Source organism: Aeribacillus sp. FSL K6-2833 (assembly GCF_037965815.1).
Lineage (GTDB): Bacteria > Bacillota > Bacilli > Bacillales > Aeribacillaceae > Aeribacillus > Aeribacillus composti.
The window spans coordinates 1,424,328-1,447,864 of sequence record NZ_CP150189.1; the positions used below are offsets into that span (position 1 = coordinate 1,424,328).

Annotated in this window: 24 protein-coding genes and 1 riboswitch; of the genes, 21 read left to right on the forward strand and 3 right to left on the reverse strand. The window is 39.4% G+C overall.

The window, feature by feature from the left end; genetic code table 11:
• The first annotated feature begins 1 nt into the window (after nucleotide 1).
• The 11 genes from NSQ94_RS07065 (at nucleotide 2) to NSQ94_RS07115 (ending at nucleotide 10,111) form a co-directional block, all read left to right on the forward strand.
• Complete coding sequence (locus NSQ94_RS07065) at nucleotides 2–532, forward strand: spore maturation protein (protein ID WP_063388630.1); 531 nt, start codon at nucleotides 2–4, stop codon at nucleotides 530–532.
• Nucleotides 533–631: 99 nt separating this feature from the next.
• On the forward strand, nucleotides 632–1,369 hold the full coding sequence (locus tag NSQ94_RS07070; RefSeq protein WP_063388629.1) for a pseudouridine synthase: 738 nt from the start codon (nucleotides 632–634) through the stop codon (nucleotides 1,367–1,369).
• Between the two features lie 171 nt (nucleotides 1,370–1,540).
• Nucleotides 1,541–2,062: a thiol-disulfide oxidoreductase ResA gene (locus tag NSQ94_RS07075; RefSeq protein WP_063388628.1), complete on the forward strand. Its 522-nt coding sequence runs from the start codon at nucleotides 1,541–1,543 to the stop codon at nucleotides 2,060–2,062.
• Between the two features lie 16 nt (nucleotides 2,063–2,078).
• Nucleotides 2,079–3,710: a cytochrome c biogenesis protein ResB gene (locus NSQ94_RS07080; protein ID WP_063388627.1), complete on the forward strand. Its 1,632-nt coding sequence runs from the start codon at nucleotides 2,079–2,081 to the stop codon at nucleotides 3,708–3,710.
• Nucleotides 3,711–3,734: 24 nt separating this feature from the next.
• The gene (gene ccsB, locus NSQ94_RS07085) at nucleotides 3,735–4,910 is read left to right on the forward strand and encodes a c-type cytochrome biogenesis protein CcsB (RefSeq protein ID WP_144598193.1); all 1,176 of its coding nucleotides are present in this window, start codon (nucleotides 3,735–3,737) and stop codon (nucleotides 4,908–4,910) included.
• Between the two features lie 91 nt (nucleotides 4,911–5,001).
• Nucleotides 5,002–5,724: a response regulator transcription factor gene (locus NSQ94_RS07090; RefSeq protein WP_066247683.1), complete on the forward strand. Its 723-nt coding sequence runs from the start codon at nucleotides 5,002–5,004 to the stop codon at nucleotides 5,722–5,724.
• Nucleotides 5,721–7,487: an ATP-binding protein gene (locus tag NSQ94_RS07095; protein WP_063388624.1), complete on the forward strand. Its 1,767-nt coding sequence runs from the start codon at nucleotides 5,721–5,723 to the stop codon at nucleotides 7,485–7,487. The genes NSQ94_RS07090 and NSQ94_RS07095 overlap by 4 nt, the downstream gene beginning before the upstream one ends.
• Nucleotides 7,488–7,537: 50 nt before the next feature.
• Nucleotides 7,538–8,122: a cob(I)yrinic acid a,c-diamide adenosyltransferase gene (locus NSQ94_RS07100; protein WP_063388623.1), complete on the forward strand. Its 585-nt coding sequence runs from the start codon at nucleotides 7,538–7,540 to the stop codon at nucleotides 8,120–8,122.
• A 92-nt stretch (nucleotides 8,123–8,214) separates the two neighbouring features.
• A complete protein-coding gene (gene sigX, locus NSQ94_RS07105; protein WP_063388622.1) occupies nucleotides 8,215–8,805 on the forward strand; it encodes an RNA polymerase sigma factor SigX in 591 nt (196 codons plus the stop codon).
• Nucleotides 8,780–9,892 (forward strand): GerMN domain-containing protein, encoded by a 1,113-nt coding sequence (locus NSQ94_RS07110; protein WP_063388621.1) that lies wholly within the window; start codon nucleotides 8,780–8,782, stop codon nucleotides 9,890–9,892. Before sigX ends, NSQ94_RS07110 begins: the two co-directional genes overlap by 26 nt.
• Before the next feature lie 84 nt (nucleotides 9,893–9,976).
• On the forward strand, nucleotides 9,977–10,111 hold the full coding sequence (locus NSQ94_RS07115) for a hypothetical protein (RefSeq protein WP_261308724.1): 135 nt from the start codon (nucleotides 9,977–9,979) through the stop codon (nucleotides 10,109–10,111).
• On the opposite strand, the gene serA is transcribed toward NSQ94_RS07115, so the two are convergent.
• Both serA and NSQ94_RS07125 read right to left on the reverse strand, forming a co-directional pair.
• On the reverse strand, nucleotides 10,102–11,673 hold the full coding sequence (gene serA, locus NSQ94_RS07120) for a phosphoglycerate dehydrogenase (RefSeq protein WP_066247685.1): 1,572 nt from the start codon (nucleotides 11,671–11,673) through the stop codon (nucleotides 10,102–10,104). The two genes, NSQ94_RS07115 and serA, sit on opposite strands and share 10 nt — an antisense overlap.
• A 170-nt stretch (nucleotides 11,674–11,843) precedes the next feature.
• Nucleotides 11,844–12,341: an inorganic diphosphatase gene (locus NSQ94_RS07125; RefSeq protein WP_063388619.1), complete on the reverse strand. Its 498-nt coding sequence runs from the start codon at nucleotides 12,339–12,341 to the stop codon at nucleotides 11,844–11,846.
• Nucleotides 12,342–12,481: 140 nt separating this feature from the next.
• A riboswitch (FMN riboswitch) is annotated at nucleotides 12,482–12,633 on the forward strand.
• 157 nt (nucleotides 12,634–12,790) lie between these two features.
• Between NSQ94_RS07125 and NSQ94_RS07130 the strand changes: the two genes are divergently transcribed.
• Both NSQ94_RS07130 and ltrA read left to right on the forward strand, forming a co-directional pair.
• Nucleotides 12,791–13,372: an ECF transporter S component gene (locus NSQ94_RS07130; RefSeq protein WP_082829402.1), complete on the forward strand. Its 582-nt coding sequence runs from the start codon at nucleotides 12,791–12,793 to the stop codon at nucleotides 13,370–13,372.
• 664 nt (nucleotides 13,373–14,036) lie between these two features.
• Nucleotides 14,037–15,296, forward strand: a complete 1,260-nt coding sequence (gene ltrA / locus NSQ94_RS07135; protein WP_066251748.1) for a group II intron reverse transcriptase/maturase — start codon at nucleotides 14,037–14,039, stop codon at nucleotides 15,294–15,296.
• A gap of 96 nt (nucleotides 15,297–15,392) precedes the next feature.
• Here the strand turns inward: ltrA and NSQ94_RS07140 are convergent, their stop codons facing one another.
• Nucleotides 15,393–15,641 (reverse strand): ferredoxin, encoded by a 249-nt coding sequence (locus tag NSQ94_RS07140; protein ID WP_063388618.1) that lies wholly within the window; start codon nucleotides 15,639–15,641, stop codon nucleotides 15,393–15,395.
• Between the two features lie 274 nt (nucleotides 15,642–15,915).
• On the opposite strand from NSQ94_RS07140, the gene NSQ94_RS07145 reads away from it, so the two are divergent.
• The 8 genes from NSQ94_RS07145 to NSQ94_RS07180 all read left to right on the forward strand — a co-directional run bounded on the left by NSQ94_RS07145 (nucleotide 15,916) and on the right by NSQ94_RS07180 (nucleotide 23,510).
• Nucleotides 15,916–16,977, forward strand: coding sequence for a helix-turn-helix domain-containing protein (locus NSQ94_RS07145; protein ID WP_063388617.1), 1,062 nt, complete (start codon nucleotides 15,916–15,918; stop codon nucleotides 16,975–16,977).
• The gene (locus NSQ94_RS07150) at nucleotides 16,974–18,470 is read left to right on the forward strand and encodes an ATP-dependent DNA helicase RecQ (protein ID WP_063388616.1); all 1,497 of its coding nucleotides are present in this window, start codon (nucleotides 16,974–16,976) and stop codon (nucleotides 18,468–18,470) included. Before NSQ94_RS07145 ends, NSQ94_RS07150 begins: the two co-directional genes overlap by 4 nt.
• A gap of 4 nt (nucleotides 18,471–18,474) precedes the next feature.
• Entirely contained in the window at nucleotides 18,475–19,098 is a 624-nt protein-coding gene (locus NSQ94_RS07155) for a type II CAAX endopeptidase family protein (RefSeq protein ID WP_066247708.1), read from the forward strand.
• Entirely contained in the window at nucleotides 19,073–19,723 is a 651-nt protein-coding gene (locus NSQ94_RS07160) for a LysM peptidoglycan-binding domain-containing protein (protein WP_157728008.1), read from the forward strand. Before NSQ94_RS07155 ends, NSQ94_RS07160 begins: the two co-directional genes overlap by 26 nt.
• Nucleotides 19,724–19,793: 70 nt before the next feature.
• Nucleotides 19,794–20,246, forward strand: coding sequence for a DUF2663 family protein (locus tag NSQ94_RS07165; protein WP_063388613.1), 453 nt, complete (start codon nucleotides 19,794–19,796; stop codon nucleotides 20,244–20,246).
• A gap of 130 nt (nucleotides 20,247–20,376) precedes the next feature.
• Nucleotides 20,377–20,958, forward strand: coding sequence for a genetic competence negative regulator (locus tag NSQ94_RS07170; RefSeq protein WP_063388612.1), 582 nt, complete (start codon nucleotides 20,377–20,379; stop codon nucleotides 20,956–20,958).
• Between the two features lie 236 nt (nucleotides 20,959–21,194).
• Nucleotides 21,195–22,451 (forward strand): Glu/Leu/Phe/Val dehydrogenase, encoded by a 1,257-nt coding sequence (locus tag NSQ94_RS07175; RefSeq protein ID WP_063388611.1) that lies wholly within the window; start codon nucleotides 21,195–21,197, stop codon nucleotides 22,449–22,451.
• Between the two features lie 90 nt (nucleotides 22,452–22,541).
• Entirely contained in the window at nucleotides 22,542–23,510 is a 969-nt protein-coding gene (locus tag NSQ94_RS07180) for a YpdA family putative bacillithiol disulfide reductase (RefSeq protein ID WP_339195795.1), read from the forward strand.
• Nucleotides 23,511–23,537: the final 27 nt, after the last annotated feature.

Consider the following 23,537-nt stretch of genomic DNA (forward strand, 5'->3'; position numbering starts at 1 on the left):
GATGGTGTTCATTAGTGCTGTTTCGATATGGCTGATCCCATTGATCATCGGTTTTATTTTGTTGTACGGGACTTTTAAACGCATTCCAACTTATGAAGCGTTTGTTGAAGGTGGAAAAGAAGGAATCGAAATTTCTTTTTCCATTATTCCGTATCTTGTCGGCATGCTCGTGGCAGTGTCTGTTTTTCGCGCTTCAGGGGCTCTCGATTTTTTTATGGACCTGTTAAAACCGATGTTTCAAGCTATCCACGTCCCGGCGGAAATTGTTCCGCTGGCGTTAATTCGGCCCATCTCTGGAACAGCTTCGTTAGGAATTATGAGCGATTTAATTTCAATGCATGGAGCGGATTCGTTGATCGGCCGACTGGCAGCCACCATGCAAGGGAGCACAGACACGACTTTGTATATCATTACAGTATATTTCGGTGCTGTTGGGATCAAGCGAATGGGCGATGCGATAAAGGTTGGGCTGCTGGCGGATTTTGCAGCCATCCTTTCTTCCATAATAATTGTTACGCTCCTTTTCGGTTAAGCTTTAATGAGCTTAGCTTTTTTATTTGCAAAAAAATAAATGCGTTCATCTTGTGTAACCAGACCGAAAGAAGGTAATATTTTTAGAGAGGTGAGATCAATGGAACGTTTGCAAAAGGTGATAGCGCGTTCGGGAATTGCTTCAAGAAGAAAAGCGGAGCAATTAATTTTGGACGGAAAAGTTACTGTAAATGGACAAGTTGTAACAGAGCTCGGAACAAAAGTATCTGACGAGGACAAGGTGGAGGTAAACGGGATTCCGGTAGAAAGGGAAGAACCGATTTATATTTTGTTTTATAAGCCTAGGGGAGTTATTTCGAGCGTGAAAGATGAAAAAGGGAGAAAAGTCGTCACCGATTACTTTCGAGATTTTGAGCAGCGCATCTTTCCGGTCGGCAGACTTGATTATGATACTTCAGGCCTTCTAATCCTGACAAACGATGGCGATTTTGCTAATTTGTTAATGCATCCACGATATGAAATTGATAAAGTGTATGTAGCGAAAGTTAAAGGAATTCCAGAAAGGAAAGAATTAAAACAACTGGAGCAAGGGATCATGCTGGAAGATGGAATGACAAAACCAGCAAAAGTCAAAATGCTTTCTTTAGATAAAAGAAAAAAAACGTGTATAATCGAAATTACCATTCATGAAGGAAGAAACCGGCAAATTAGAAGAATGTTTGATAAAATCGGCTATCCTGTGCTGAAGCTGAAAAGAGAACGGTACGCATTTTTAGATTTAAAAGGGCTCAATCCGGGTGCGTTCCGCGAAATTACTCCCCACGAGGTGAAGAGATTGCGGGCGCTGGCCCAGCACGGCAAGCATGCGAGAGTTTAGCCTAAAATCGGTTAAGCTTTCGCATTTATACCGACAAAACGTTGCAAACAATGTACTGCTTTAGGGGCTTACACGTTTTTATGTCACATAAACGTCAAAATTATTTTTCTGAATGAACGGAAATTCAATGATATAATAACAAGCGAATGAAAAACAAAGGGAGTACACACGATGAAAAAAAGGCGACTCATTACTCGCTCGATTATTCTTGTTATTTTATTAGGTGCTCTTGGATATACACTCTATTCAAATTTTTTTATGAGCAAAGAAAAAGTGAAAGTCGGATCAGCTGCGCCTGATTTTGTTCTTACTGATTTAGAAGGAAAAAAGCATCAATTTTCCGATTATAGAGGAAAAGGGGTATTTCTCAATTTCTGGGGAACGTGGTGCAAACCTTGTGAACGTGAAATGCCTTACATTGAAAGACAATATCAGCACTATAAAAATTTAGGCGTGGAAGTTTTAGCTGTCAACGTTGGCGAATCAAAATTAGTAGTGGAAAAATTTGCGGAAAAATACGGACTCAATTTCCCGATTGTTATTGACAAAAATCAGCAGGTGCTTCATGCATATGATGTAGATCCGCTGCCTACAACGTTTCTCATCGATAAGAACGGGAAGGTTGTCAAAATCATTACTGCACCAATGACGGAACGGGAAGTTCGAGATTACATGGAAATGATAAAACCATAGTTAGGGAGTTTTCAACATGAATCATGTGAAATGTGAATGCGGTCATGTAAATCCGTTCGGTACTGTGCTGTGTGAAAATTGCGGACGGGCCTTGGCAGCAGAAGGCGAAGGCAATTCGGAAAAACTTCATGATATGCGTTATGACGGAAGCGCCAGACGTTCTCAAACATATAATAAAACGATCGTCGATAAAGTATGGAATTTTTTCTCTTCTGTTAAAGTTGGAGTCTGGCTGATTGTGATAACGCTGATCGCATCAGCAATCGGAACGATTTTTCCGCAAGAATTGTACATACCTTCCAACGTAACGCCAGAGCAATTTTATAAAGATGAATATGGAATTTTAGGCCAGCTTTATTATCAATTAGGCTTCCACCGCCTATACGGTTCTTGGTGGTATATGACCTTGATCGCATCGATTGGAATATCGCTTGTGATTTGCTCGCTTGACCGGGTTATTCCACTTTATCGTGCCTTGAAAAATCAAGGTGTGTCTCGGCACGAGTCTTTTTTGAAAAGACAGCGCCTTTTTAGCGAATCATATGTGGACAATATTGAAAAAAATGTAGAACAAGTTAAAAAAAATTTAACAGCGCGCCGTTATCGCATTCGAGAAGAAAATGGAAACATTTTGGCAGAGAAAAATCGATTTTCCAGATGGGGTCCGTATGTCAATCATATCGGATTGATTATTTTTTTAATTGGAGCCATGCTCCGCTTTTTCCCGGGGATGTATGTGGATGAGGTTCTCTGGTTAAGAGAAGGGGAAACGAAAGAAATACCCGGGACAAATGGCGAGTATTATTTGAAGCATCATCAGTTCATTTTGGAAACTTATCAAAAGGAAAAAGAAAAAGATGTGTTTCAGGAAGCGATTGACCGTGTCGGCGATGGAAGCGTAGCTAAAAACTTCCAATCAAATGTGACGCTTTATAAAAAGCAGGGAGACAGCCTGCCGGGTGAAGAACCAAAATTAAAAGAGGTAAAAGACTTCAGCATTCGCGTCAACGAACCGTTGAAATTTGATTCTTATGCTGTCTATCAAGTGAATTACAAGCTGAATGAGTTAAATAAAATGACGTTTGATCTTATCGATAAAAAATCGGGGAAAAGCTTCGGGAAAGTTGTCATTGACCTCTTAAATCCAGAAAAGAAATATGATTTAGGAAACGGCTATGCTGTTGAAATTGCTAGCTATCTTCCAGATTTTTATTTTGATGACGAAGGCAATCCAGCCACGCGGTCGAGAGTGCCAAACAACCCGGCATTTGTTTTTAAAATGATTGCACCTGACAGACCGAAGGGAGAAACGAGTTTCGTTGCCATCCAGCAAACGATTGAACCTAACGAGAATAACAAATACAAAATGAAATTTTCAGGAATTGAAACGAAAAACTTAACGGGTCTAGTTGTAAGAAAAGATTTAACTTTATGGGTGCTCGGTGTCGGCGGAGCCATTTTTATGATAGGCTTAATTCAAGGATTGTACTGGCAGCATCGCCGCATATGGCTGAAAGCGGATAACGGCAAAATCATGCTGGCGGGGCATACAAACAAAAACTGGTTTGGATTAAAAAATGAATTGGACATCATTTTGCGCGATACTGAAATTCAAAAGCCTGTTGACCAAAAACAATTAAAAGAATAGAACCTCATGAAGGAGGGGAAGTTTGTGGCTGAACTTAGCAGCACTTTATTATACATTGCGTTTATTTTGTATTTAATAGGAACATTCTTTTTTGGCGGTTCCATCCGTGACAAAAGAGGAAAGGATGAAAAAACGAATAGATGGGCGCGATTAGGCATTGCGGCGGCGATCCTCGGTTTTTTGTCTCAACTGGGATACTTCGTTACGAGATGGATCGCTGCTGGACATGCCCCGGTTTCGAACTTATTTGAATTCACGACATTCTTTGGTATGATGCTAGTAGGAGCATTTATCATTATTTATTTTATTTATAAGCTGTCTGCACTTGGCTTATTTACATTGCCAGTTGCACTTTTATTGATTGCATATGCCAGCATGTTTCCGACAGAAATCAGCCCTTTAATACCAGCTCTTCAAAGCGATTGGCTGAAAATCCATGTAACAACAGCTGCTGCCGGACAAGCTATTTTGGCGATCAGCTTTGTAGCCGGAGTCCTGTATTTAACAAAGGTTGTGGACCAATCAAAAGCAACAAAAAAGACGTTTTGGCTTGAATTTGTCATGTTTGTATTAGTCACAACACTAGCATTTGTCATTGTCACAACCGTGTTCCGAGCAATGGATTATGAATCAGTGTTTAAATGGATCGATAAAAATGGACAAGAGGCGGAAATGGAATTTCATTTGCCTGCTCTCGTTGCGCCGCACGAAGGAGAATTGTTGACAAAAGATCGGCTTGCAGGCTTTGTGGAATTGCCGGCGATTTTATCGGCCAGAAAGGTGAACACTGTTTTATGGTCCACATTTGTAGGACTGATTTTATACGGAGTGATCCGCCTAATATTGAGAAAGCGTATTTCTGCAGCGTTGCAGCCTTTAGTGAAAAATTTAAATTTGGATGTGGTGGATGAAATTGGCTACCGTTCAGTAGCGATTGGATTCCCAGTATTTACGCTAGGTGCTTTAATATTTGCCATGATTTGGGCGCAGATCGCTTGGACCCGATTTTGGGGCTGGGATCCGAAAGAGGTTTGGGCATTGATCACTTGGCTGTTTTACGCGGCATATCTTCACTTACGGCTTTCGAGAGGATGGCATGGAGAAAAATCAGCATGGCTTGCGGTTATCGGATTTGCGATCATCATGTTTAATTTAATTTTTGTAAACCTTGTGATAGCTGGTTTACATTCATATGCATAAACGGATTGGCTGACTCATGATACATGCTGGAATTTGGATCATTATCATTTGAGTCAGCTCTTTTTTAACCTGATCAAGGGAGGAATAAAATATGTCAGAGAACCAGGATGTAACGATTTTAGTGGTAGATGATGAAGAAAGAATTCGCAGGCTTTTGAAAATGTACTTAGAAAGGGAAAATTATCAAATAGATGAGGCGGAAAATGGTGATGAAGCGCTTGAAAAGGCTCTTTGTGCCGATTATGATTTGATTATTCTGGATATTATGATGCCCGGAATTGACGGAATCGAAGTGTGCAAGCAGCTGAGAGAAAAGAAAGCCACTCCTGTCATTATGCTGACAGCAAAAGGAGAGGAGGTAAACCGTGTTCAAGGGTTTGAGGTCGGTGCGGACGATTATATTGTAAAACCGTTCAGCCCGAGAGAGGTTGTTTTGCGTGTGAAAGCGATTTTAAGAAGGGCGTCACAAACAAGCTATTTAAAAACCGATTCATCGGCGAAAAATGTGATCGTTTTCCCGCACTTAACAATCGATCATGATGCTCATCGCGTGACGGCCGACGGCAAGGAAGTCAACTTAACCCCGAAAGAGTACGAGCTGCTTTATTTTTTGGCAAAAACTCCTGATAAAGTATACGACCGGGAAAAGCTGCTGAAGGAAGTATGGCATTACGAATTTTTTGGAGATTTACGAACAGTTGACACTCATGTGAAAAGACTTAGGGAAAAATTAAACAAAGTTTCGCCTGAAGCCGCCAAAATGATCGTGACTGTTTGGGGTGTCGGCTATAAATTCGAGGTCGTTGAAGAATGAAATTTTGGAGAAGCGTTGTTGGCAAGCTTTGGATGACCATTTTATTTCTTGTGATAGTGGTTCTGTCGATTTTAACCATTTTGCTGCTCGAGTTTATGGAAAATTATCATATAAAAGATGCCGAGCAAAAATTGACCCAGCTTGCCAATAAAGCAGCCATTATTATGGAAAATCATCAAAATACACCATTAGCCGGCTCCATCGCAACTGAACTTTCTGATAAACTAACAAGTGTGTATATCGTTGATGGTGGAAAAACATATTGGCAAAAACAAAATGACGGGGCGGGTGTCGCTCAATATTCATTAAATGAAATCATCAGTGAAAAAGAGCTGTCAAAAGTATTGGAAGATCAAGAAAAAATCAGCCTTGTAAAAAGCTTTCCGCAAACGAATGATCACAATAAATTCAACAATGAAATGATGATCGTCGGAGTGCCTTATCAATCTGGAGCGATATTTGTCGTACAATCTTTGTCGGCCATTAATGAAACAACAAAACAAACAACTAAATATATTTTTATGGCAGCATTTATAGCTATTATATTAACGACCGTTTTTGCCTTTTTTTTATCAACCCGCATTACTTATCCGCTCCGAAAAATGAGAGAAGTCGCGATTGAAGTGGCGAATGGAAAATTTGATACGAAAGTTCCGAAGCTGACAAGCGATGAAATTGGTGAATTAGCTGTTGCCTTTAACCAAATGGGCCGGCAGGTGAAATTCCATATTAACGCTTTGCGGCAAGAAAAAGAACAGCTTTCAAACATTTTAAGCAGCATGGCCGACGGTGTCATTACGTTAAATATCGATGGAACGATTTTAGTCACAAATCCTCCTGCTGAACGTTTTTTGCAGGCATGGTATTATGAAAACGGAATGAATCCGAAAAAGGAACATGAGCTTCCGCCGGCTATTGAAGAGCTGTTTAAACGAGTGACGACGACTCACCGCGAGCAGGTTACTGAGATTACTTTGCAAGGCAGAACATGGGGAGTGATCATGAGCTCTCTTTATAATCAAAATCGTGTTCGAGGAGCGGTCGTTGTATTGCGCGATATAACGAAGGAAAGACGTCTCGACAAATTAAGAATTGATTTTATTGCCAATGTGTCCCACGAGCTGCGGACGCCTATTGCCATGCTGCAAGGATACAGCGAAGCTCTTCGCGATGACATTGCAGGAAGCGAAAAGGAGCGGAAGGAGATTGTTCAGGTTATTTATGACGAATCATTGCGAATGGGCCGATTGGTGAATGATTTATTGGATTTGGCCAGAATGGAGGCAGGACATATTTCCTTAAATATACAAGATGTCAAATTGAAGCCTTTTATTGAAAAAATTATTCGCAAATTTCAAGGCATTGCAAAAGAAAAACAGATTCACCTCGAATATTTGCTGAATGTTCAAATGGATTCCTTTTCGTTTGATCCGGACCGCATTGAGCAAGTACTGACCAATTTAATTGACAATGCCATCCGCCATACGAGTGCACAAGGATTTGTAAAAGTAATTATTTCAGAAAGCAATGGTTTAAAAATAGATGTTCAGGACTCAGGAAGCGGAATCAGTGAAGAAGATCTGCCGTTTGTGTTTGAACGCTTTTATAAAGCTGACAAAGCGAGAACGCGCGGAAGAGCAGGTACGGGTCTTGGGCTTGCCATTGCGAAAAATATTGTCGATGCCCATAAAGGGGTAATACAAGTTCACAGCAAATTAAATGTTGGAACGACATTTACCGTACTATTGCCGCAAACATCGTAAAAATTTGCCGATCTTTATTGTTTCACACGTAACAGAAGGGAGGTTTGGCAATGAATTTATATACGCGTACAGGGGATCAAGGACAGACGAACGTTATTGGTGCGCGCGTCGATAAAGATGATCCAAGGGTGGAAGCTTACGGAACGATTGATGAATTGAACGCTTACATAGGCTATGCAAGGACGTTTTTAACAGATAAAGCGTTTCAAGATATTTACGAAGAGCTTGAAAAAATTCAGCATCATTTGTTTGATTGCGGATCTGACATAGCGGTTGTGTACGAAAAGCAAAAACATCCGTTTAAAACGACGGAGGATATGATCCGTTTTTTAGAGGAACGAATCGATCATTATGTGGAAGAAGCTCCTGCATTAGAAAAATTTATTTTGCCCGGAGGAACGGAGGCGGCCAGCGTTTTACATATTGCGAGAACAGCTGCCAGAAGAGCAGAGCGTTTAATCGTTTCTTTAATGAAAGAGGTTAAAATTCATCATCCGGTCCTCATTTACGTGAACCGTCTGTCTGATTATTTATTTGCTGCTGCTCGGGTTGTAAATTACCGCCTAAACGTGAAGGATGTCGAATACGAACGAAGCGGGAAGGTGTTCCGGACACATAATAGCAAAAAAAATTGACACCGAGGGTCTCTTTTATAAGACCCTTTCTTTTTTGTTTGTAACATGTCATGCGTCTCTTTCGACAAATATTTTAAACGGAGGGTATGTGCATGGATGAATCGTTTCAAAGATTATACGAAAAATATCATCAAGATATTTTTCAGTTTTTATATTATTTGGTGAAGGATCGGGAACAAGCGGAAGATTTGGTGCATGAAGTGTATATAAAAGTTTTAAAATCATACTCGAGCTTTGAAGGACGAAGCAGTGAAAAAACATGGTTATTTTCCATTGCTCGGCATGTAGCGATTGATTTTTTTCGAAAGCAAAAAACTCTCCGTCAGCGAATAATGGAAAAATTTGATTTAGATCAAGCACAAATTGCGGATCGAGAGCCCCTCCCGGAAGAAATAGCTTTACAACGAGAAGAAATACAGATGCTATACAAAGCAATGAATGACTGTAATGTGAATCAAAGAACCGTTTTAATTTTACGGTTTATAAAAGAATTATCTGTTGCAGAAACAGCCGAGGTGTTGGGGTGGACGGAAAGCAAAGTCAAAACAACCCAGCATCGGGCTTTAAAAGTGTTAAAAAATTATATAGATAAAGCTATGAAAGAACAAGGTGTCACGAAAGATCAGGGAGCTATGACAGAACAGGAGGTAGTTTCAAGTGAAAAACTCTCTGTGGAGCGATGAACAAATCAAAAAATGGATAAGCGAGTTTCCAAAAGTAGAAGATTCCCGCAGTTCATTCGAGATTTGGAACAATATTACCGAGAAAAAAAGAAAAAGAACAATATTGAAATTCATTGTTCCATCAGCTTCGATTGTTGCTTTGACAGCAGCCGTCACTTTTGTAGTTTTTCCGCTAAGCAACAGCAAAAATGAACAAACCCAATATTCATACAACAAAAAGGCCGAAAACGCAGGAAACAGTCATTTAACCGAAAGTCAAACGATGGAGGCTTCGCCGAAGTATCGTTCCATAGTTCCAAATTCTTCAACTGAACAAATTATCACAGTAGGGCTTTTAGATGAAAGCAAACAGCATGTCGTTCCTCTAAGCTTTAAAGGAAATCAATTCGAGCCTGCCGTCAAGCAAATAAATGACGTCTTAAACAAGATCGATGTGAAACGTTTCAATCTTTCAGCTTTTGCCTTTCAAGATGCAGACATTTATGAAAGCAAAAGCCGAAGTGACGAGGTGATCATAAATTTTGAAAAATTGAATATAAAAGACCGTTTCCATAATGAACAAAATTTTAAAGAAGTATTAAAAGAAACATTTCGGTGGCAAAATTATAAAAAGGTGCGCTTATTTACAAATGAAAAGCAGCATGTTCCTTCTGAGCATTTTGTTTCCGAATTTCAAATAAAGAAGCTGCTGAAAAAAGCCTATTTCTTGTTTTTTCCTAAAAATAGCAGCAATCCTTTGCTCGTTCCATCAAAAAATGAATATGAAACAATTGAAGATGCAATGAATGCCATGCAAAAAGGTAAGGAAGACGGGCTTGAACCTTCCATTAATAATTCCGTTAAAATTAAGCAATTGAAAAAGGATGATGAGCTGCTTACGGTCACTTTTGAAAATGCTTCAAAAATGAAAAACACAGAGCATACTGAAGTTATGCTGGAAGCGATTTTAATGACAGCGAAAGAATTCGGCTTTAAGAAAGTGAAGTTCGAAGGCTTTGATGCGAAAAAAATCGGAAATATTGATATTTCAAAACCGGTGGAAGTGCCTTTTTCGCCTAATTTTATTGACCTGAAAGTTGATGCATAGCAAAAGGAACGGAAATAGGTCTAAACATAAAGACACCATCATAAATATTGAGAATGTACGAAAGGAGGAAAGGAGGATGAACGGATGCTGGATTTAATGCGGAGGCTGGGTATTGCCCTAATTATGGGGCTTTTCATCGGTCTTTTGTTTTTGGGAGGATTAAAAACAGAGGAGCCAGGAGAGATAAGCCCTCCCAGCACCTTTAAATATTATAAATGAATAGTTTTGGCAGAAACGATGTCATCGAACTGGACTAACGCTTCAATAAGCTGATCATCAATCAGTTTATCACAAGTTAAAACCATGATTGCTTCGCCGCCGATGTTTTTACGTCCAACCTGCATTGTTGCGATGTTTACGCCATGGTCGCCCAGTACTTTTCCGACGCGTCCAATAACACCTGGTTTATCGATGTGTTCTACATATAATACTTCCCCTGCCGGGTAAAAATCGATATCGAAACCGTTTAAATCAACAATTCGTTCACCGTAGTTTGGAATATACGTTGCTTTTACGGAAAAAGTCCGATGATCTCCATCTACTTGAACAGCGATGCAATTTGCATATCCAGAACCGTTTGAAGCAATTTTTTCGCTGAAGCTGATGCCGCGTTCTTTGGCGATGAGGCCAGCATTCACTTCGTTAACAGTTGAATCAACCCGTTCTCCTAAAAATCCAGCAAGAAATGCTTTCGTAATAAAAGATGTTTCGAGTTCAGCAACCGTTCCTTCGTAAACGATTCCGATATGTTGAACAGGTTCTTTCATGTATTGAGAAGCAAGCTGACCCAATTTTTTGGCCAATTTATAAAACGGCTGTATTTTGTCAAATATATCTTTTGTTAATGTTGGTAGATTAATAGAATTTGTAACAGGTTTTCCATTTAAAAATTTTAATACTTCTTCAGCAACTTGAGAGGCAACGTTTAATTGGGCCTCTTTCGTTGATGCTCCAAGATGCGGTGTAGCAATGACCTGTTCAAAATCAAGCAGCTTCCGATTTACTGGAGGCTCGACTTCAAATACATCAAGTGCAACGCCTTTCACATGTCCAATTTCTAAATAATGAATTAATGCTTCTTCATCGATGATGCCGCCCCGGGCGCAGTTTAATAAATAAACTCCTTTTTTCGTTTTTCCGATATTTTCTTTTCCTAATAAACCTCTTGTTTCTTTTGTCAATGGTGTATGAACAGTAATGATATCAGCTTGCGCTAAAACTTCATCGAGCTTGCAGCTGTTTACTCCCAATTTTTGCGCCCGGTCTTTTGTTAAAAATGGATCAAACACTAATACGTTCATTCCAAAAGCTTTTGCTCTTTTGGCAATTTCGCTGCCGATTCGTCCTAAACCGATGATTCCTAAGCTTTTGCCGTATAGCTCAGTACCGAGAAAGGCGGAGCGGTTCCATTCACCTGATTTAACGGAAACATTTGCTTGTGGAATATGACGAACAAGCGATGCCATCATGGCAAATGTATGCTCGGCAGTTGAAATCGTATTTCCGTCAGGTGCATTAATTACGACAACTCCGTATTTTGTCGCTGCTTCAACATCGATATTATCGACTCCGACGCCTGCTCTTGCAACAATTTTTAAATTTGTCATTTTTTGAAGCAGTTCTTCTGTTACTTTCGTTGCACTGCGGACGAGCAGAGCATCATATTTTTCCAGGTCGTCAACTTCACTTACTTTTTTCTGAACGACATTGATGTTTTCATCGTTCAATAATGGTGCTAATCCATCGCTTGATATTGAGTCAGAAACAAGAACATGAAACATTTTCTAAGATCCCCCTAGTGAACGAATTAAAAATGAAAACAAAATTTCTGATTATTTTATCTTAACTGATCTATGTTGTCAAGGTTCAAAACTTTACAGTTTGAAAACGTTTACTGTGTGTAAAAAGGGAAAAAGAGAGTTGCTTCTGAAGAAACAGCTCTCTTTTTTGTTTAATTGTTAGATTCATTGTATCGTGCGATACATTCGTCAATTAGTTTTGCCGCTGCTTCAGGTCCTTCCCAGCTGCCGATCTCTGTTCGTTTTCCTTCCAAATCTTTGTAACGTTCAAAGAAATGGGCAATTTCTTTTAATTTGTGCTCCGGCAGATCTTCAATCGATTGAACATGATCAAAACGAGGATCATCTACAGGAACGCCGATTAATTTTGCATCTTCTTCACCGCTGTCGATCATGTTTAAATAGCCAATGACACGCGATTCTATGACGCATCCAGGGAAAGTCGGATTGGTGACGATTACGAGAATGTCAAGAGGATCGCCGTCAAGTGCTAAAGTATTTTCTAAATAACCGTACTCTGCAGGGTAAAACATAGGCGAATAAAGAACCCGGTCTAGTTTAAAAACGCCTTTTTCCTTGTCATATTCATATTTGTTTTGGCTTCCTGTCGGAATTTCAATAAAAGCTTCGACAACTTTATTGTTTGCCATCGACAAAATCCTCCTTTATTATGTATGCCTTTTTATTATAGAGGATGTAAAAAATATTGGCAATTGTAGAAAAAAGACAATGAAATAAAATAAGTTTCTTTTTTTTTCGTTATTGTATATAATGAAGATAAAAAATATGGATTCATCTTCGGGGCAGGGTGAAATTCCCGACCGGCGGTGATAAAAGCTTTTAAGCTTTTTTAGCCCGTGACCCGTAAAGGTGTTTTTCCTTTACGGTGGATCTGGTGAGAATCCAGAGCCGACAGTATAGTCTGGATGGGAGAAGATGAGGGTTCAGGCGTTTCAAAAAATATGATCATTGAAACGTTTATTTTAACCTGCTTACAATTCTCCCTCTGCGTCAATGTAGAGGGTTTTTTTATTGAAGCAGGAGATGGACCCTTCCTTCTTTTCAAGATGGATCACAGAAAGAAAAGGAGAGAAGGACTGTGTTAAAAACAAAGGCATTTAAACTTGTTTTTGTAGGAATGTTAAGCGGGATTTCCTACTTGCTTATGGCTCTTAACTTTCCGCTTCCGGGACTTCCGGCATTTTTAAAAATTGATTTCAGCGAAATTCCTGCTATGCTGGCGACGATTTTATTAGGGCCGATTGCAGGATTGGCTGTAGAAGCGATTAAAAATACGCTTCATTACATCATTCAAGGAAGCGCGACAGGAGTTCCGATTGATCAGTTGGCAAATTTCTTGGCCGGATTGTTTTTCCTTTTGCCGTTTGCATTCGTGTTTCAAAAAGTTCGTTCGATGAAAGGGGTTCTTTTCGGTTTAGCTGCCGGGACCATTTCAATGTCAGTAGCCATGAGCTTATTGAACTATTATTTCATTTTGCCGGCATATACGCTGTTTTTAAATATGCCGCAAATGTCGATTGCAGAAGTGAAGCAAGTCATTATTGCCGGGATTTTGCCTTTTAACCTCATTAAAGGAACAATTATTGCCATTGTCTTTTTAATGATTTACGGCAGAATAAAAGAATGGCTTCAACATAAATTTAACGTGCAAAATGCATAATTTATATGCAAAAAAGCGGAGACCAGCCGCTATGATGTTTTCGCATCATAACGGTGCTCCGAATTATGATACACAAAACCCCCACAGAAATTCGTTTTTCCGTGGGGGTTGTGTGCGCCCGGCATGGGTGTAATCTATAGGGTGAAAGTCCCGAGCTGCGAAGGCAGAAGTAGCAGTTAGCTTAACGCAAGGGTGTCCGTGGCGACGCGGAATCTGAAGGAAGCGAGCGGCAAACTTCCGGTTTGAGGAACACGAACTTCATATGAGGCTAGGTATCACTGGGTGAGTTTGCACAACAAAACAAAGCCCTTTCTGCCGAAGGTGATACAGAGTAAATGAAGCAGATGGATGGAAGGAAAGATTACACTCTTACCCGGGGAGGTCTGGCTGGCACGCCAAGTAACCTTGGTAACCTATCTAGTGATAGATAGCTGAACAGTCAGAAGTCAGCAGAAGTCATAGTACTCTTTCAAGCTCGAGATGGAAGAGGAAGGACTGAACAATTAAGGAGAACGAATCGCTAGGCGTTCATCTTCTGTGTGGAAGCAGACAATCCGATAGGACTTACTTGAAGGAGGAAGTGGTGAATCCCACGGGGGACTTCAAGAGGGTGGAGCAGAAGATGGCACAAATAGAAGAATTCGTTCACGTGGAGAGGATATCAATGTTGATGGAAATGATTTTGTCACGGGAAAATCTCCTGGCGGCACTGAAACGAGTCGAACAGAATAAAGGAAGTCACGGAGTAGATGGCATGTCCGTAAAAGACCTACGAAGACACCTCTACGAAAATTGGGACTCCATTCGACAGTCGTTGAGAGAAGGAACCTACAAGCCCTTACCCGTCCGTCGGGTCGAAATCCCGAAACCGAACGGTGGAGTAAGGCTTCTAGGGATCCCTACCGTGACGGATCGTTTCATCCAACAAGCGATTGCCCAAGTTTTGACGAAAATCTTTGATCCGACCTTCTCGAACCATAGCTATGGTTTCCGCCCAGGCAGAAGGGGACATGATGCGGTTAGGGAAGCAAAGGGTTATATCAAAGAAGGATATCGTTGGGTAGTCGATATAGACCTAGAGAAATTCTTTGACAAGGTGAATCACGACAAACTGATGGGGATCTTGGCGAAAACGATCAAAGATCAAATTCTACTGAAGGTAATTCGCCGGTATCTTCAATCAGGCGTGATGATCAATGGAGTGGTAATGGAAACGGACATGGGAACGCCTCAAGGCGGCCCGCTTAGTCCACTTTTATCAAACATCATGCTTCATGAATTGGATAAGGAGCTTGAGAAACGTGGACATAAGTTTGTTCGGTATGCGGATGACTGTAACATCTATGTGAAAACAAAGAAAGCAGGAATTCGTGTCATGAACTCCATTACGAACTTTATAGAGAAGGAGTTAAAGCTCAAGGTAAATAAAGAGAAATCGGCGGTAGACCGTCCTTGGAAACGGAAGTTTCTCGGTTTCAGCTTCACACTCAATAAGACTCCAAAGGTACGGATTGCGAACGAAAGTGTGAAACGTTTGAAGAACAAGATCCGTGAAATTACATCAAGATCGAAACCGTATCCAATGGAGAAAAGGATTGAGAAACTGAACAAGTATTTAATGGGATGGTGCGGATATTTTGCCTTGGCAGAAACACCAAGTAAGTTCAAAGAATTGGATGAATGGATTAGACGAAGGCTTCGGATGTGTTTGTGGAAAGAATGGAAAACCCCGAAAACAAGAATTCGGAAACTCAGAGGATTAGGAGTTCCAAGCCATAAAGCATTCGAATGGGGTAATACACGCAAGAAATATTGGCGGATTGCCTGCAGTCCCATTCTACACAAAACCCTCGACAACTCCTATTGGAAGCGTCGAGGGTTAAGAAGTCTATTCGAAAGATATCAAGCACTACGTCATACTTAATTGAACCGCCGTATACCGAACGGTACGTACGGTGGTGTGAGAGGTCGGGGGTTAGTCACCCCCTCCTACTCGATTCTTTTAAAGCTGATGAAACAGCTATTCAAATTTTAAAGGATCGCCGTCAAAGGGTTCATCAGCAATTTTAATGGAATCTGTTGGGCAACCTTCAAAAGCATCCATTAAATCATCTTCTAAAACTTCTGGAACTTCAACCGTCCCTTGGTTATCATCTAGAATAACGTATGCGATTCCTTCGTCATCATAATCATAAATATCTGGCGCTGCTGCCCCACATGCACCGCATGCAATGCATGTTTCTTTGTCAACGATTGTATATTTTGGCATTGTCTAACCTCCTGTATAAATGAAATGAGTAGAAGTCATAAAAGAGAAAGAAACATTTATCTTCCACTTCAGAATGTTTTATATAATAATCAGAATACCACATAATTATTGTAAGATGGAATATTAAACATTTCAATAAAAAAAGATGAAATGTCATAGTATTTCGATAAACTTACTTAAATCAAATCATTCATTATATATTTTTCGACAATTATTGGATAAATTTTGATAAAATAAGGATTGAACAGAAGGTTTCAATTTTTAAGGTGATCAAATGCCTCTCTCTTATTTGGAAGGAATCATCCTTTATTGTTTTCAACAGCTCAAATGCGAGCGATCGAAAGCAGCTGTTTTTCATTTATTAAAAGGAAAAAAATCTTCTCAAACGATTCAAGATAGCATTATTTTTCATTTATCGAACTTATTTGGCATTTGCCGTGAGCTCGAGCTTGAAGAATATAATCACTTGTTAAACAGATTGGTTCAGCTGTCATATGTCAAACAAGTAAAAGGCGAGTTTTATATGGTCACAATGAACGGCGAACGGGTGCTGCAAGAATTTTTGTCAGAAAAACCGTTTCCTGATAAGCTGGATGGGGCCACCTACAATGATATAGGGAAAATTTTTTGGCAGCGTTTATCTTTATTTGTTCAAACGGTTTCCCATCTAGTTTATAACCATTCGAAATTTTTACCTATAACAAATAATGGTCAGCTGTTGCATTTTGTCAAAACATACATATTGCAGATGAAAGAGACAAAGAAAAATATCGGAAATCGAACGTTTTTGGAAATGAACCGTTTGCTTGAATGTTTAGATGAAAAGGGAGCTATCTTAGTTGTCAATCGTTTGTCCGGCTTTAAAAAAAATGGAATCACCTTTGAACAGCTTGCAGCAGCTGCGAATGAAGATCCTTTTTATTTGAAGCTTATGTTTCAAGCTGCCGTCATTCAAATGGTGAACGAATTGCAAAAACGTTCTGATCAATATCCGATATTATTCGGTCTTTTAAGAGATTTGATAAAAAAACACCCGCTAACCGCATCGGCGGAAAAAACGTACCGCTTGTTGGCGGAGGGGTTGGGCATTGATGAAATTGCAGCAGTCCGAAAGCTTAAAAGAAATACGATTGAGGACCATATTGTTGAGATTGCTTTAAACATGCACGATTTTGCCTTCGAACCTTATGTAAGCAAAGAAGATGTGGTCAAAATCGGGCAAGCGATTGAAAAGCTGCAAACGAACAAGCTGAAAACAGTTAAAGAATATCTTCAAGATCAATACAGCTATTTTCAAATTCGGCTGGCAATGGCTGCAATAAGGAGATGGCAATGACGAAAGATCTTTTTACTTTGCTGAAGGAAAAATTCGGTTATTCAAGCTTTAAAACAGGCCAAAAGGAAATAATTGAAGATGTTATTAGCGGACATGACGTAGTTGCCATGCTGCCGACAGGCGGTGGAAAATCATTGTGCTATCAGCTTTCTGGCTATTGTTTACAAGGTGCTGTATTAATAGTGTCCCCGCTATTGTCGCTCATGCAAGACCAGGAACAGCAGATGAAAATGTTTGGAGAAAAAAGAGTCATTGCATTAAATAGCTTTTTAACCCGATATGAAAAAGAAAAAGCTTTCCGGCAATTGCACCGTTACAAATTTATATTTTTATCGCCTGAAATGTTTAAATCAAAAAGGCTATTGGATGCATTGGCGCAAATCCAAATATCTTTATTTGTCGTCGATGAAGCGCATTGCATTTCACAGTGGGGACATGATTTTCGGCCTGACTATTTAAAGCTCGGAAAGGTAAGGGAGATGATCGGTTCTCCCCCTTGTTTGGCGATGACCGCCACAGCCACTAAAGAAGTGCTGAACGATATCGCGAAATGCTTGCATTTAACCGATGCAACATTTCATATTCATTCTATTGACAGGCAAAACGTTGCCATTAATGTTGAAGCCGTAAGCAGCCAAGAGGAAAAATTGGAGCGATTAGCCGAATGGCTGAAAATGTTAGAAGGGCCGGGTATCATTTATTGCTCCACAAGAAAGTGGGCGGAAGAGCTTGCCAGATGGATTGAACAAAAGGGAATGACAAATGCGGCTTATTATCATGGCGGAATGGAATATGAAGATAGAATGTTGATTCAACAGCAATTTTTAAATGACGAACTTTCGGTTATAACGGCGACAAATGCTTTTGGAATGGGAATAAACAAAAAAGACGTTCGATTTGTCATCCATTTCCATTATCCTGCTGACATGGAATCATACGTACAAGAAATAGGCCGGGCAGGAAGAGATGGAAACCAAAGCATTGCAATTGCACTTGTAGCAAAGGGTGACGAGGAGTTTCCCCGGTCGATAATACGTTCTGAATTTCCTGAAAAAAAAGAGATTGAGTTGATTGTAAAAACGATTCGGTTAAAGGGAAGCTTTGATTTAACAGAAGAAGAGTGGAGCAGCTTCGGCTTGTCTGATGTACAGAGGAGATTTTTACAATATAATTTCCAAATGTTGGATGAAAACATGTATCATTGGACGACTGATCAGATCGTAAATTATGTATGGAGCAAGATTGAAGATCGAATGAAAATGAAATTTAAAAAATTAGCCGACATGGAAGCATTTTTACGAGCAAAAGCATGCAGGCGGAACATGATTTTAAGCTATTTTCAGGAAAAACCTTCAACAAAGGTTTCGATTTGCTGCGACAATTGCGGAATAAACGATCGTTTTTTTATCCGAAAAAAAATTCATTCATCCCAGCCAATGATAAAGTGGGATTGGAAGCAAGAATTAAAAAGGCTGTTTCGTCAAAGTGGGTGAAGGCGTGATTAAAAGACAAGAAGAATTGATAAAGAACATGACCGATCGAGAGCTTTTATTTCATCTCATGGTCACTCAGTCGCTATTTCTTCTTATATCGATTATTTTAGGGTTCATTTTTTTTGACCGTGCGGAGGATTTTTTTCAATTATGGGAATTGAGTTGGGAATCGATAGCTGTTGGCTTGCTTGCAACAGTTATCGTTCTGCTCATTAATTTGGTAATTATGAAATGGGCGCCAAAAAGCTGGTACGATGATGGAGGAATCAATGAAAAACTGTTTCAAAACAGAAGCTTGCCGGAAATTTTTTGGATGACCCTTATCGTTGCTTTTGCGGAAGAAATATTGTTTCGCGGAGTTCTGCAAACCCATTTCGGACTGTTTATCGCCAGTTTGATCTTTGCCTTCATGCATTTTCGTTATCTTTCAAAATGGCTGTTATTTGCAACGGTTTTGTTCGTCAGTTTTTTTCTCGGAGTGATATTTGAACTGACTGAGAATATTTTAACAACAATTTTCGCTCATTTTCTTATCGACTTTGTATCGGCAGTGCAAATTCGCTTTCAATATTTGAAAAATAGTAAAGGCGATGGGAGGGACGATGAAGAAGATGACAAGTCCGTATGAACATGACCAAGCTGAGCGTTTAAGGGAAAAAATGATTGATGAAATAAAAGAGAGAACGGGGACATATCCGTCTCGGAGTGAAGTGCATAAAAAAAGGCGGAAGAAAAAAAAGAAAATGAACTATCCGCTTTTGCGTATTCTCGTCTTTCTTTTTATATTAGTGCCAGTCGTTGTTTTATTTTTAACTTCTTATTTGGAACGAAATCAATCAAACCGCAGCGGGGAAAATCTTTCAGATTTTGACTCTGTAATTATTAAAAATAATAGCGGGAAGTCTGTTCAAGAAGAGAGAGTGGAAGAAAATAATTCCTCTAACTCAGACAAAGAAGAAGGAAATCAGAATGAACAGGAAGCTTCTCCAACGACTGAAGAACAATCCTCTTCCAACAGCACAAGAGACGAAACCCGAAAAGAAATTTCTGGAAATGAAAGCGATGGAAACATGGAAGAGAACAGACGCATCATTACTCATGTTGTCCAGCCGAACGAAACGCTGTATAAAATCTCGATGAAGTATTATAAAAGCCGAAATGGCGAAGAGCTTATTCGAGAATGGAATCATCTTCAAGATTCCAACATTTATGTCGGACAAGTTTTAAAAATCCCTTTAGATAATCCCCAATAACTAAAAAATTTTCATATTTGAAAAAGATCATGCATAACTTGTACAAAAAACTTTGGGGGATTTTAAACGAATGGAAAGGCAAATTAAAGATCTGCCCTATACAGATCAACCTACCAAGCATATGCTGCAAGGGCTCATTGAGCGTAAAAGAGAATTCGAAACATATAAACAGAAATGTTTGGTTTGGCAAATAATTACATTTGTGGAAGTGATTATTTTTATAGTGTTTATTTATTTCAACGTATATCAACGATTGGAAACAGATCTTTTGTTTGTTTTATTCTATTTTTTTCAATCATCACACTTATTCGCCGTTTTGCTGATTGCATTCAGCTATTCAACAGCCGTTTATTTTAAAAAGAAAGAAGAAAAAGCGGAAAAAGAATATCATGAGCTTAGATGGGAAATTATTGATAAAAGCACTGATTTTTGGAAAAGCGAAGAAGAGTGGATGAATCGCGACAAGGTTTTTTCTGTTATGAAAAAAGAATTTGATATTAATCTCTATTATAAAACGAAATAAAAATGTGATTTGTGAGTAAAAATGCTTGTCTTCACCCCCTCGTAATTGTAAACTGTTTACTAACTAAAGAACCATCTTTTAGAATCAACATACAATATCGTATGATGTATTGACGGCAGGAGGGAAGAAGATGCGGCTCGAGCGTCTTAATCATAATAAAATTAAAATTTTCCTGACTCTAGATGATTTGTCGGATCGCGGCTTAACAAAAGAAGATCTATGGAACAACTCTTTAAAAGTTCATCAGCTTTTCCGGGAAATGATCAATGAGGCAAGTGAAGAACTCGATTTTCATGCAAACGGTTCGATTGCGGTCGAGGTTTATTCACTAAAAGCACAGGGAATGGTGATTATTGTTTCCAAAAATAATGATGAAGAACTTGAAGATGAATTTTTAGATGATTATATTGAAATGCAAGTAAAAGTGGATGAACATCAAGATATATTGTATGAGTTTTTGAATTTCGAAGATGTCCTCGATCTTGCAAAAGTTCTTCAACGTTTCGAAATAACAGAAGGCGCGCTATATTCATATCAGGGACGATACTACCTGCTGTTTGATGACATCTCTAAGATTGAAACGGAGCATCTTGTTGCAATTTTAGCGGAATATGGAACGCCGACACATATGACAACTCATAGACTGCATGAATATGGAAAATTATTGATAAAGGATCACGCTGTTCGTCTTTTGAATGACTATTTTTCCTGAGGCTGACAAAACATCGCCTTTCAGCGATGTTTTATCAGCTTTTTTTGCGTAGATTTAGTATTTTATTTGATAAAAAACAAAGCGGTTTGCCGCTTTCTTTTTTTAACAAGAAATTCAGTATCCCTTTATTTTCTATGAATTAATGATTGAATTAATTTATAGAAGGTGTATACTAAGTCATGAAAGGTGGACTTTTCCTTTTCATTATTAAAGAACATATAGGAGGTTTACTTATTATGGTAGCCGAAGGCAATGACAAGCATGATGTGCTAAAAGCTACGCAAAAGGTAATACATAAAGCGTTAGGAAAACTAGGTTATCCAGAAGAGGTGTATGAATTATTAAAAGAGCCGATTCGCATGCTGACAGTGAAAATACCTGTTCGCATGGATGACGGTTCTGTTAAAATATTTACTGGCTACCGGGCGCAGCATAATGATTCTGTAGGACCTACAAAAGGAGGCGTTCGCTTCCATCCAAATGTAACTGAAAACGAGGTAAAAGCGCTTTCAATTTGGATGAGTCTAAAATGCGGAATTATTGATTTGCCTTACGGTGGTGGAAAAGGTGGAATTGTTTGTGATCCAAGAGATATGTCGTTCAGGGAATTAGAAAGATTAAGCAGAGGATACGTTCGGGCAATTAGTCAAATTGTTGGCCCTACAAAAGATATACCTGCACCTGATGTATTTACGAACTCGCAAATCATGGCTTGGATGATGGATGAATACAGCCGGATTGATGAATTTAATTCGCCAGGATTTATTACCGGCAAGCCTCTCGTTCTCGGCGGTTCACATGGCCGTGAATCGGCAACGGCAAAAGGCGTGACCATTTGCATTCGCGAAGCAGCGAAAAAGCGTGGAATTTCTTTACAAGGGGCTAGGGTCGTTGTCCAAGGATTTGGAAATGCAGGCGGTTATTTAGCAAAATTTATGCATGATGCCGGAGCAAAAGTTGTAGGTATTTCCGATGCATACGGCGGTCTGTACGATCCAGACGGACTTGACATCGATTATTTATTAGACCGGCGCGACAGCTTCGGAACTGTTACGAAATTGTTTAATGATACGATCACTAATAAAGAATTGTTAGAACTTGATTGCGAAATTTTAGTTCCTGCGGCGATTGAAAACCAAATTACAGAAGAAAATGCCCATAATATTCGGGCTCAAATTGTCGTAGAAGCAGCCAACGGTCCGACAACTGTTGAAGCCACTCAAATCTTAACGGACCGGGGAATTTTACTCGTGCCTGACGTATTGGCAAGCGCGGGAGGAGTAACGGTTTCTTATTTCGAATGGGTTCAAAATAATCAGGGCTACTATTGGTCTGAAGAAGAAGTGGAAGAAAAATTGGAAAAAATGATGGTGAAAGCATTTAACACTGTATATGAAACGGCGCAAAACAGAAGAGTAGATATGCGGCTTGCTGCATATATGGTAGGCGTAAGAAAAATGGCAGAAGCATGCAGATATCGCGGATGGGTATAATATTTGCATCGTTTTGCAGTTTCCCCTATGATAATGTAGGGGAAATTTTTCTTTTGTCACCAGCCGCTTAATGCTATAGGAGTGATCATGATGCAAGAAGAAAAAGTGATCATTGTCGGCGGAGGTCCATGTGGACTATCGGCTGCGATCGAATTGAAGGAAAAAGGAATAAATCCTTTAGTTATTGAAAAAGGAAATATTGTTGATTCCATTTATCGCTTTCCAACACATCAAACCTTTTTCAGCACAGCAGACAGGCTTGAAATTGGCGGAGTCCCATTTATCACAGAAAACCGAAAGCCTGTCCGCAATCAAGCGCTTGCTTACTACCGGGAAGTTGTGAAGCGAAAAAATTTGCGCATTCATACATATGAAAAAGTAGAGAAGGTAGAAAAGCAGCAGGACGGAACGTTCATGGTAACGACGGAAAAAGGAAAATATCGTGCGTCATTTGTTGTGATTGCTACAGGTTATTATGATAATCCAAATTACATGAATGTTCCAGGCGAAAATCTGCCCCACGTTTTCCATTATTTTAAAGAAGCTCATCCATATTTTGATAAAGATGTCGTTGTGATCGGCGGGAAAAACTCAAGTGTTGATGCCGCGCTTGAGCTTTATAAAGCAGGGGCTAGAGTAACTGTATTGTACCGAGGAAGCGGGTATTCTTCAAGCATTAAGCCTTGGATATTGCCGGAATTTGATTCTCTTATCAAAAAAGGCTATATAAAAATGGAATTTCGGGCAGATGTAAAAGAAATTAAAAATGACTCTATTAGTTATATTGTGAACGGAATAGAAGAAAAAACTATTCCTTGTGATTTTGTCTTTGCCATGACTGGCTACCATCCAGATCATAACTTTTTGAAAAAAATGGGTGTACTTATTGATGAGCAGACAGGCAGACCTTACTACAATCCCGATACAATGGAAACGAATGTAAACGGGATTTTTATAGCCGGTGTCATCGCAGCTGGAAATGATGCGAATGAAATTTTTATCGAAAACGGCAGATTTCACGGGGAATTGATCGCAGAAGAAATTATCAAAAGAGTGTAAAAATAGGGATATCCCGAAAATAATCAA

Bases quoted from the DNA above. Each gene is read 5' to 3' on its own strand.
- NSQ94_RS07070 (WP_063388629.1), top strand. From the start codon at position 632: ATGGAACGTTTGCAAAAGGTGATAGCGCGTTCGGGAATTGCTTCAAGA.
- NSQ94_RS07075 (WP_063388628.1), top strand. From the start codon at position 1,541: ATGAAAAAAAGGCGACTCATTACTCGCTCGATTATTCTTGTTATTTTA.
- NSQ94_RS07095 (WP_063388624.1), top strand. From the start codon at position 5,721: ATGAAATTTTGGAGAAGCGTTGTTGGCAAGCTTTGGATGACCATTTTA.
- NSQ94_RS07100 (WP_063388623.1), top strand. From the start codon at position 7,538: ATGAATTTATATACGCGTACAGGGGATCAAGGACAGACGAACGTTATT.
- sigX (WP_063388622.1), top strand. From the start codon at position 8,215: ATGGATGAATCGTTTCAAAGATTATACGAAAAATATCATCAAGATATT.
- NSQ94_RS07140 (WP_063388618.1), bottom strand. From the start codon at position 15,641: ATGCCAAAATATACAATCGTTGACAAAGAAACATGCATTGCATGCGGT.
- ltrA (WP_066251748.1), top strand. From the start codon at position 14,037: ATGTTGATGGAAATGATTTTGTCACGGGAAAATCTCCTGGCGGCACTG.
- NSQ94_RS07080 (WP_063388627.1), top strand. From the start codon at position 2,079: ATGAATCATGTGAAATGTGAATGCGGTCATGTAAATCCGTTCGGTACT.
- NSQ94_RS07145 (WP_063388617.1), top strand. From the start codon at position 15,916: ATGCCTCTCTCTTATTTGGAAGGAATCATCCTTTATTGTTTTCAACAG.
- serA (WP_066247685.1), bottom strand. From the start codon at position 11,673: ATGTTTCATGTTCTTGTTTCTGACTCAATATCAAGCGATGGATTAGCA.
- NSQ94_RS07165 (WP_063388613.1), top strand. From the start codon at position 19,794: ATGGAAAGGCAAATTAAAGATCTGCCCTATACAGATCAACCTACCAAG.
- NSQ94_RS07180 (WP_339195795.1), top strand. From the start codon at position 22,542: ATGCAAGAAGAAAAAGTGATCATTGTCGGCGGAGGTCCATGTGGACTA.
- NSQ94_RS07065 (WP_063388630.1), top strand. From the start codon at position 2: ATGGTGTTCATTAGTGCTGTTTCGATATGGCTGATCCCATTGATCATC.
- NSQ94_RS07115 (WP_261308724.1), top strand. From the start codon at position 9,977: ATGCTGGATTTAATGCGGAGGCTGGGTATTGCCCTAATTATGGGGCTT.
- NSQ94_RS07170 (WP_063388612.1), top strand. From the start codon at position 20,377: ATGCGGCTCGAGCGTCTTAATCATAATAAAATTAAAATTTTCCTGACT.
- NSQ94_RS07090 (WP_066247683.1), top strand. From the start codon at position 5,002: ATGTCAGAGAACCAGGATGTAACGATTTTAGTGGTAGATGATGAAGAA.
- NSQ94_RS07160 (WP_157728008.1), top strand. From the start codon at position 19,073: ATGAAGAAGATGACAAGTCCGTATGAACATGACCAAGCTGAGCGTTTA.
- NSQ94_RS07150 (WP_063388616.1), top strand. From the start codon at position 16,974: ATGACGAAAGATCTTTTTACTTTGCTGAAGGAAAAATTCGGTTATTCA.
- NSQ94_RS07175 (WP_063388611.1), top strand. From the start codon at position 21,195: ATGGTAGCCGAAGGCAATGACAAGCATGATGTGCTAAAAGCTACGCAA.
- NSQ94_RS07125 (WP_063388619.1), bottom strand. From the start codon at position 12,341: ATGGCAAACAATAAAGTTGTCGAAGCTTTTATTGAAATTCCGACAGGA.